General features: G+C 40.2%; 8 protein-coding genes and 1 pseudogene. 2 read left to right on the top strand and 7 right to left on the bottom strand.

Annotation, left to right across the window (positions count from 1 at the left end):
- The first annotated feature begins 106 nt into the window (after window positions 1-106).
- Window positions 107-877: a type III pantothenate kinase gene (locus ACH2DQ_RS14250; protein ID WP_394915830.1), complete on the top strand. Its 771-nt coding sequence runs from the start codon at window positions 107-109 to the stop codon at window positions 875-877.
- Between the two features lie 51 nt (window positions 878-928).
- Window positions 929-994, top strand: coding sequence for a DUF6783 domain-containing protein (locus ACH2DQ_RS14255; protein ID WP_394915843.1), 66 nt, complete (start codon window positions 929-931; stop codon window positions 992-994).
- Window positions 995-1,085: 91 nt separating this feature from the next.
- On the opposite strand, the gene ACH2DQ_RS14260 is transcribed toward ACH2DQ_RS14255, so the two are convergent.
- The 7 genes and pseudogenes from ACH2DQ_RS14260 to ACH2DQ_RS14290 all read right to left on the bottom strand — a co-directional run.
- On the bottom strand, window positions 1,086-2,162 hold the full coding sequence (locus ACH2DQ_RS14260; protein WP_394915829.1) for a glycoside hydrolase family 172 protein: 1,077 nt from the start codon (window positions 2,160-2,162) through the stop codon (window positions 1,086-1,088).
- A gap of 16 nt (window positions 2,163-2,178) precedes the next feature.
- On the bottom strand, window positions 2,179-3,006 hold the full coding sequence (locus ACH2DQ_RS14265; RefSeq protein WP_394915828.1) for a carbohydrate ABC transporter permease: 828 nt from the start codon (window positions 3,004-3,006) through the stop codon (window positions 2,179-2,181).
- A gap of 10 nt (window positions 3,007-3,016) precedes the next feature.
- Window positions 3,017-3,898 carry a carbohydrate ABC transporter permease gene (locus tag ACH2DQ_RS14270; protein ID WP_394915827.1) on the bottom strand — a complete coding sequence of 294 codons (882 nt, stop codon included), beginning with the start codon at window positions 3,896-3,898 and terminating at the stop codon, window positions 3,017-3,019.
- 71 nt (window positions 3,899-3,969) lie between these two features.
- Window positions 3,970-5,397, bottom strand: a complete 1,428-nt coding sequence (locus ACH2DQ_RS14275) for an extracellular solute-binding protein (RefSeq protein ID WP_394915826.1) — start codon at window positions 5,395-5,397, stop codon at window positions 3,970-3,972.
- Between the two features lie 100 nt (window positions 5,398-5,497).
- Window positions 5,498-6,769, bottom strand: coding sequence for a hypothetical protein (locus ACH2DQ_RS14280; protein ID WP_394915825.1), 1,272 nt, complete (start codon window positions 6,767-6,769; stop codon window positions 5,498-5,500).
- 36 nt (window positions 6,770-6,805) lie between these two features.
- Window positions 6,806-8,842, bottom strand: coding sequence for an alpha-xylosidase (gene yicI, locus ACH2DQ_RS14285; protein WP_394915824.1), 2,037 nt, complete (start codon window positions 8,840-8,842; stop codon window positions 6,806-6,808).
- Window positions 8,843-8,916: 74 nt separating this feature from the next.
- Window positions 8,917-9,553: pseudogene (locus ACH2DQ_RS14290) on the bottom strand (trimethylamine corrinoid protein 2); the annotation flags it as partial.

A 9,553-nucleotide genomic window follows, 5' to 3' on the forward strand; every position in this document is an offset into this window, starting at 1 on the left:
CGAGAGGCACTAGTTCCAAAAGTGCGTAACATAGATGGCTATGCCACCAAATTTGGAATTAATATACAGATTATATTTTACAAAAGTTGTTAAAGGAGACCCATATATGATTCTAGCCATTGATATCGGAAATACAAATATTGTTATCGGATGCATAAAAAATGATAAAATACTCTTCGTGGAACGACTTTCTACAGACCATACACGAACAGAATTAGAATACGCCATAAGTTTTAAAAATGTCCTGGAAATGTATGCCCTGACTCCCAAAGAGGTAACGGGGTCTATTATCTCATCGGTGGTTCCCCCGATTACAAATATTGTAAGGGATGCTGCCGAGAAAATAACCGGACACTCTGCCATGATTATCGGTCCCGGCGTGAAAACCGGCATGAACATTTTAATGGACAATCCTGCTACTGTGGGCAGTGACCTGATCGCCAATGCAGTTGCAGGCATTCACAAATACCCGCTGCCTCTGATCATTATTGACATGGGAACCGCCACCACAATTTCTGTAGTGGATGCAAAAAAGAATTATATCGGCGGCATGATTATCCCCGGAGTGAAAGTTTCTTCTTCCTCCCTGACCAGCCGCACTTCCCAGCTTCCCAAAATCAGTATGGAAGCACCGAAAAAATTAATTGGCACAAGTACGATTGAATGTATGAAAAGTGGTTTAATCTATGGAAATGCATCCATGATCGATGGCATGATAACCAGAATCAATAAACAACTGGGTCAAAAAGCAACGGTTGTAGCAACCGGCGGACTATCCAAGAGTATTGTCCGGCATTGTGTGGAAGATATTATTCTGGATGATGAACTTCTGCTGGAAGGATTGTTGTTGATATATAAGAAAAATATGGGGTTATAAAAAGAATCACCTGTCCCCGATAGAGCGTGTTTGAAAATTGCTTTCTGTCAGATGTGCGTTCCAGTTTGTGGGAGATTTGTCCCGAATTTAGGGCACGTAGTGGGCTACGTAACCTGAATCCGGGGCAAAGATACCGCAAAGTGGGACGTGCAGATGGCGGGAATGAATTTCAAACAGGATCTAAGATTAGGTGATTCTTTTTCATAAATTATTTATTCCAATCTATTTTACGGGTTACGTATCGTTCATCTTCATCTGGAAGCACTGGAAATGCAGCATGCGGCTCTGTCTGATACCATATTGCCACAGACGCAATATCCTCCTGCAAAAGCAGATATTTTTGATTATAACGAACTCCGAGGGGCTGAATCTCTACCCGGATATCTTGTTCAAATTGTATTTTATCATAAATGTGCCACCGGTACATCCCAAAACGCTGTTGGCTTGCATATAACCCATCAGGAGGTGCCATTTGTGCAAAGCCAAGAAATGGTGCTGAATAATTACAGTATTGTCCCTTAGGCTGTTCAAAATTATAAGCACCTCCAAAGTAATCCTCTGTTCCGGTTGAACAGATTGTAGGATATTTCAGATCTCCATCAAGAAAAAATTTCACTTCTCCTTCTCCCCACCAGTCACAGCTATTGGATTGCCATGCCAGATACGTCCCCACATAGTGCCCACGTCCCTTAACCTGATCCAGTATAACAAAAGGTTCCCCTTTTACAGTAGGATTTTTTCGTCGAAACTGGGCATGAAAATATACCGGCTCCACCTCCGGCTTTCTTTTCGTAAAATCAATTTGATAATAAATTACACAATCCTCATAATAAAGGTTTCTCATAACAATTTTAGCACTTTTTAGAAACGGCATATTCCAATAAGAATTAAACCCTCCCCTTGGAGCCACTGTAATGGGAATAGAATTAATATTCACATGCTCACACCATCCATTACAAAAAAAATCACCCACAGGAACACAGACAGATGGCTCCTCCTCCCCATCCCAGTAACATTCCAGAATAAGATCTCTCCATGCATCTACCGGACAGGTCATCCACATATGGGTAATTTCCCCCATCCCCTGAATCTCTCCCAGGATAAATTCCTCCCCTGATTTTATTATAATACTGGGTGACATCTTATATCCCGGGCCCAGTTCCCGGGAAAAATGTGCACCTGTTCCTGTTTGTGCTCTGCATGCACCGCCTTTTTCTCCGGTAAAATTTTCCGGGCAGATTGAAAACGAACTTCCTTCCTGTAACTTTCCAAGATCTGACAGCATATAAATTCTCCTTTCCTTATTCTTTCAAACCAGCCATCGTAATTCCTTCTACAAATTGTTTTTGCAAGAACAGATAAATGACTAAAACCGGAACAATTGTAATAGCCGCTCCTGTCAGCTGTTTCGCATAATCTGTATAATATCTTCCTTTGAATAACGCAAGACCCACGGGAATGGTATATTTTTTATCGCTGTTCAAAACCAGGAAAGGCCACAAGAAGTCATTCCATATCTGCAGACAGATAAATATAGCAAGTGCTGACAACGCCGGTTTAATGAGCGGCATGATAATTTTATGTAGAATTCTAAATTCTCCACAACCATCCAGTCTGGCTGATTCAATGAGCGAATCCGGGATACTGGTTATAAACTGCTTCATTACGAATATCCCAAATGTATTAAAGACTCCCGTAATGATCAGTGCCTTATAACTGTCAATCCATTGAAACCACACCATCTCCTGATAGAGTGATAGAATCGTAACCGGATATGGAACCATCATCGTTGCCAGAACGATTAAGAATATTCCATTTTTAAATTTTAATTGAAGCTTTGAAAAAACATACCCTGCCAGCACGCTGGTGTAGATAATGATCAGCGTTTTTACTATCAGTACAAAAATACTGTTTAGAAAATATTGGTCAAAATTCATTTCTTTCCAAACATTAATATAATTCTGGACAGTAGGTGCTTTTGGAAAAAAGGTAGGCGGAAATGCTACAATTTCTTCCATTGTTTTAAAAGATGATATAAACATCCAGAAAAATGGAAAGAGAATCATAATGGTTCCCAGAAAAAGTATGAAATAAATAATTATATTTGATATCCGAATTTTCTTTTTCATGGCTTTCCTCCTAATCATTGCGTTCTAATTTCATTTGGATCACCGAGAATACCAACGTGATCAGGAAAATCGCGAAAGCTATAACTGCCGCATTTCCAAACCGGTAATCAATAAATGCCTCCTCGTACAGCATATACACGGCAGTTAACGTAGCGTTGTTGGGACCTGCTTTTTCCGTCATCATAAATACCTGGTCGAACATTTGAATATAGGTAATGATCCCTGTTACTGCAACCAATACCGTAGTAGAAGAAAGCATGGGCAGTTGTATTTTGAAAAATTTCTGAACTGGTCCTGCTCCATCCACTTCTGCTGCTTCATACAACGACCTGGAGATCCCATTTAAACCAGCCAGGTAAAATACCATTGCAAAGCCTACATCCTTCCAGATTGTAGCAATCATAACAGAAGGAAGCGCCAAATTTTGATCTTTCAGCCATCCCAGACCCTGAATTCCAAAAAATCCAAGAATTTGGTTCAGAATACCGCTTGTCGGTTCAAATATCCATACCCACACCAGAGATATCGCGACAATAGAAGCTACAACCGGCAAAAAATAAACCGTTCTGAAAAAAGATTTGAAAATCCCGATAGAATCAATCAGTACTGCCAAAATGATACCAAGGGATACCCTGAAAAAGGTTACTACAATCGTAAAGAAAAGTGTATTTATCATTGCTTTATGAAACGCAGTGGATGTGAATATGGTTTTATAATTCTCTATCCCTTTAAAATCCATCTGTCCGATCATCGGATTCCAATCACAAAAACTACCTGCCAGGGCATAGAGAATGGGGAGCAATAAAAATAATCCATAAAATATCCCCATAGCACCAAGGGTTCCCCATATCATAACCTTCTGACTCGTTAATTTACTTTTCTTTTGCCCCACCTGCCATACCTCCGTTCATTCCCGCGAGCAGCAAGCCAAACGGCCGGGCTTGCTGCATGCATCTATTTCATTTATTTTTGTGTGGTCAATTTATCCGCCAATGCAGATTTCCGCTCTACTGTCTTGAAATTTTTACCGTCAAGCCCTTCCTTCACCATCCTGGCTGCCTCTTCTAACGCATCTTCCGGCTTTGTCTTATTGATCAATATGGACTGTCCTATGTATTTTTGAATATCACTGAAATAATTATCCGGAACTGCTCCCGGCCATATGGTTTTGTCCAACATTTCTGCTTCCACTTTTAATACTGGTTCCTCCTGTATTGCCTCATGATCCGTAAGGCTGTATTTTGATGGTGCCATTCCATCAAATACATCGTATTCAATTATCATGTCATTATTGCACATCTGGTAAAGAACAAAATCCAGTGCTGCCTGTTTCTTATTATCATCAGAGTACTTGCTGACTCCTAATGAAACATCTCCGTTATTCCTGCCATAAGCCACAAAATTGTTTTCATCAAATACCGGAAGAGGGAATGCCCCATAATTAAGGTTTGGAAAATTGGATTTAAAATAGTTGCTTGCCCAGCCCCAGCAGTAAATCATGGCAGCTTTTTGGTTGGCAAATGCTTCTTCTCCTTTGGGCTGAGTTCCGCTTCCACTTTCGTCCACATTATAGATATCATTCATTAATTGGGCGGCTTTCAGTGCCTCTAGTGATGAAAATACAGGTGTTGTCTCATCCTCTCCAAACAGCCATTTTCCTTGTTGATACATTAAATCAACCCAGATATATTCTGCATTATTGGTATTAAATCCTGCTACCTGGATATTACCATTCTCATCCTTAACGGTCAGCTTCTTTGCAATTTCTCTGAAATCATCCCAATTTTTAGGAATATCCGCGTCAGTCAGGCCAGCATCCGACCAGATATCTTTATTGTAGAAAATAACTCCTGTCATAAGTCCCATATCCACATAATACAGTTTATCATCAATAATATTGGATTCTACCTGTCTGAAATCGCTCTTTACCTTATCCAAAGGAAATTTTTCTTCCGGAAGCGGCTCCATATGAGGAATCATAATCTCATTTACTGAATTATGCATCCAAAACAAATCCGGACCACTGTCCGTCTTAATCGCAAGCGGTACTTTCTTCCAATGATCATCAAAAGAAGTAATGGTAAAATCGAAACTGACATTCGGATGAATCTTTGTATATTCCGCGGTCCATTTACGATAGTATTCTTCCCATGCAGCAGGAACCCAAATACTGAGATTCACATCTTCCCCCCCAGCTATTTGGGCAGCCGGATCAAACTTCAGGTTGTCCCCCATAAGTTCTCCCGTTGATTTCTGCTGATTCTGTGTTTCCTGGGCAACCGTTTCTTTTGTTTCCTGTTCTCCTTTACTGTTTCCCTGCCCGCACCCCGCTATTGTTCCAGCCGTCATCATAACAGCCAATAAAAATGCACTTAACTTTTTCAATTTCATATGTATACCTTCCTCTCTTCCAACATGAATCTGTTGATCACTGCTACTCTCTTCATTTACCCAAAGCGTATTCATGTACTTTTTACAAGGTTTATCCTCCTTACTTCATAATTTTATTTACCAAATCCACATATTTTGTTAACGTCTGAGGATTATGATGAATCGTTCGTATATCTTTTAATATTATTTCCGTATAACATTTTCCTGCTGTTACTGATTTCAAATCTGATAATTGATTTTCAATTTCACGTGTATCAAAACCACTGCAGATTTGTGCCGGATCCGGCTTTCTGGAATATATGGCTTTTTTACCGATAGCCTCAGCCGCTATGTGGATATTACTCCATGGACTTACACTAATCCTTCTAATGTTAGGAAGTTCTGAAAAGATTGCTTCGTACTTCAAATCCAGAGGCTCACAGCAGCCATAACATGCATACCCAAATTTTGTTAACCCTCTTTTCTGATATTGAAGTGCAAATTCCCGAAACATCTCCGTAGATACACTGCTAAATTCCTGTGAATCTGCAAACCCCCACATTTCATGAAGTTTCACCCTTTCCTTATCTTTTACGCTGTGGTTGGTATAGCCCAGCCCTCCCGATCCCGTATAAATGTTGGAACAGTTATCAAATGTCTCTCCTTTCTCCTCCAGACGTTCCAGAAGCTTTACTTTGGATGCAGACATATGATCTAAGATTTTATGAAGCTCCTCCGGCTCATCATACAGATCCAGCATCAGTTCTGTCAGCCCCCGTAAATGAACCAGTTCGATCAGCAGGCTCTGCACCAGTACACTATAAGGAACATGAAATTCAATATCCAAATTGCCGCAAATCGCTTCCTTATACTTTTCTTTTAATTCCTCCAGCCTGGGTTGGTCTGTAATAAAATCTACCTGATGACCCAGCAGCCGATTACGGTTCTCATCGTCATTTAAATAGTTGTTTATGCGGTACGCTCCTTTAGAAGTCCCCATGGGTTCTATCTTTATTCCCCAAGCAGACGTTTGAGTTTGGCTGCCATAAGCATATCCCGTATATTCACCCGGAACCTCAAACCGCACCACCGGTTCAATTACATAGTCATCGTGAAAATATTTGTGATGGTAAATCATTTTTCTCAACTGCCATTCCAGGCATCTGAAATCAGGATCTATTGTCAATAAATCCTTCTTTTCGATCAACTCCAGCCACCCTCCGTCATCATCGGGACAGATCCAAAGTAAAGGTTCCATATCACCAGTTAATTCATTATGATCTGCCCATTTTTTCTTTTTTTTCTCATAGTCCGGCTTTTGTGCAATCTCCTTTACCTGCTTGCTAAGTTCACGTATAATACCGATATCCCGCTCCATATCCATTTGCTCCATCTCCCTTCTCCCCTCCTTATAATGACTTTATCATTTTTATTTCAGGAATAATGTAGTAATATTTTCCAAACCAGTTAACTCCTTAAAAAATACTGGTATATACTCCAGTCCACATTCTATTTCATACCATTGTTTTCCTGCGTAATCCTTCCCCGTTAACAGATCCGTCCATTCACCTTCCGGAAGATATACCGCTCTTCTTTCCCGGTCTCCACCAAATACAGGTGCCACAATCATATTATTTCCAAAGTAATATTCATCCCATATATGTAAAACAGCCGGATCCTGATGTTCCAGACAAAGAGGTCTGATAAATGGAATTCCTTCTTCCGCACATATTTTCGCATTCTCAATAATATACGGCATAAGGCGGTAACGCAGCTTAATATAATCACAGGTTATCCTGAAAGTACGCTCTGAATATGCCCACGGCTGTCGCGTTGTCGTACCATGAAGCCTGCTGTGGGAAGAAAATATTCCAAATTGAACCCACCGAACAAAAACGTCTTCTGATACATTTCCATAGAACCCCCCAATATCATGGCTCCAAAACGGTACCCCTGAAATACCAATTGACAAGCCTCCTTTTAATGTTCCTGCCATTCCTTCATAGCAGGACCGCGGATCACCTGACCAGCAGACTGGAAATTTCTGCATCCCGGCACTTCCGCTTCTCCCCCAAACCATTCCTTCCTGATTGACTTCATTCGTAACGCCGTAAACGATACTATTGTAAAGATTAGAATAAATATTTCGCATTTCATATCCTCGTTTACCGTTAAAGAACAAACTGTCTTCCGGAATATCCTCCCCAAAATCCGTTTTTAGGACATCCACACCTTCTCTTAAAATATTTCTCAATTTTCCCTGATACCAGCTTACGGCTGAGGGGTTCGTCACATCCAATACCGCACAAAAGGATAACAATCCATGCCACAGATCCGCTTTATAGGTATTTCCATTTATGTCTTTTATAAAATACCCCTTTTCATCCCCCTCCCTATACATCTGAGATTTCACTGTTACGTAGGGATTCATCCAAAGACATAATTTATAGTCCATTTCTTTTAGCTTTTGAATCATATCTATTCTATCTGGATATCGTTCTTCATCCCATACAAAATCACACCACATATCTTCCCTGAGCCAGTAACAGTCCAAATGAAATACGTTACAGGGAATATCTAATTCTCTGAATTTTATAGCATCCTCCAGAACACTCTGCCTATCAGAATCCTTAAATCCGGTAGAATACCAAAGACCAAAGCTCCAATCCGGCGGCATAGCTGCCGGTCCTGTCAGATTGGTAAAGGTACTGACAATCTGTTTCTGATTCTCACCTGTAATAATGTAATACTCCACTTCTTCACCGGGAACATGAATACTTAGTGAGGCGTTGGACTCCGTTCCTATGTTAAACAGCACATCCCGATAAGAGTTTACGAACAACCCATATCCTTCGCTGCTAAGATAAAAAGGAATATTCTTATACGCTTTATCATCTCGACAGCCCAGTGTGTCTGAATTCCACATACGGATGCACTGTCCTCTTTTATTAAACTCAGTAAAATGTTCTCCGAGCCCATAAATGAATTCCTGTGGCTTCAATCTGCTGCAGATATTCATATATGTGTTATACCCCTGGCTATCCTCTGTATACCCCATTGGCATAATTCGTTCAAACCCATCCAGCACAGAATTGACATCCGAAAACTGTTCTTCGTAAACTTTGCGGTTATTGCAATCATAAACACAAAAGGAAAACGGCTTTTTACTAATTATTACTGACAGTCCGCTTGTTGAAAGAATCAATCTCTCCTGCTCATCAATAATATTAACTTCTGTATGCTCACTTAAATATCTATGATTTATAAAATCATACTCAGTCCCCAAATAGTGGTTTCTATATATCCGGATACTCAGCACATTTTCTTTTTTTCCGTCAATTGAAATATAGAATATTCCATTTTGTTGATCCGTGACCTCCAGAATAAGTTTTGTTCCATCCACAGTAAACCCTTTTACTGCCACCGGATACCGGCTTTTTTCATAATCTAAGTTTTTTATCAGCATCCATCTACCCCAATCCATAATCTTATATTTTAATCGGACTTCTCTTTCTTTTAGATTTTATACCAAACATGATACTATGAATTCTTCTCCACATACTTAACAATCTCCCTGGCTTCGTATTCATCCTCAGCCTCGCAATGGATATATAATTTTTCTGGTGAAAGGTTTGCTAACAATATGGGTATATCTTCTTTCACCGTCATAACAATTAAGCTTTTGCCTCCTTCCTGTATTTTCTTTAATACCGGCAGATAATGAGCAGCCGAAGGCTGTCCTGCCACATGCGTCCACTGAACAGCTTTCAGCTTCTTCAGACCCAAGATATAATCCAAATGCTTGATCTGCTCGATCCCATCAAAGTGATAAACCGGATAATCTATCCATTCTATCTGTTCTTCTAATTCCGGCAATACAAATTCCTCATACATACTTGCTGATATCATAACGGATAAGTCACACTGCATCTGTGCCACTCTGCCCGGTGCCCATAAATGCATCCAGGAATGAACCGATCCAGAACAATTTTTCTTAGATGCTTCATAAAACTTTTCATTGGAATACTTCCAACCTCTATTGATAAGATGAATCGCATCTTTCAGCAGCTCCGGCTCTTCCATAAATGCAAACAACACATTTTCAGATCCATATAAGTGACAGATTGCATCCAGCGTTCCACAGCTATCCGGCATTCCCACCAGATACTCATCTCCT

It is taken from the genome of Robinsoniella sp. (assembly GCF_034124845.1).

Bases quoted from the DNA above. Each gene is read 5' to 3' on its own strand.
- ACH2DQ_RS14265 (WP_394915828.1), bottom strand. From the start codon at position 3,006: ATGAAAAAGAAAATTCGGATATCAAATATAATTATTTATTTCATACTT.
- ACH2DQ_RS14275 (WP_394915826.1), bottom strand. From the start codon at position 5,397: ATGAAATTGAAAAAGTTAAGTGCATTTTTATTGGCTGTTATGATGACG.
- yicI (WP_394915824.1), bottom strand. From the start codon at position 8,842: ATGCTGATAAAAAACTTAGATTATGAAAAAAGCCGGTATCCGGTGGCA.
- ACH2DQ_RS14260 (WP_394915829.1), bottom strand. From the start codon at position 2,162: ATGCTGTCAGATCTTGGAAAGTTACAGGAAGGAAGTTCGTTTTCAATC.
- ACH2DQ_RS14280 (WP_394915825.1), bottom strand. From the start codon at position 6,769: ATGGAGCAAATGGATATGGAGCGGGATATCGGTATTATACGTGAACTT.
- ACH2DQ_RS14250 (WP_394915830.1), top strand. From the start codon at position 107: ATGATTCTAGCCATTGATATCGGAAATACAAATATTGTTATCGGATGC.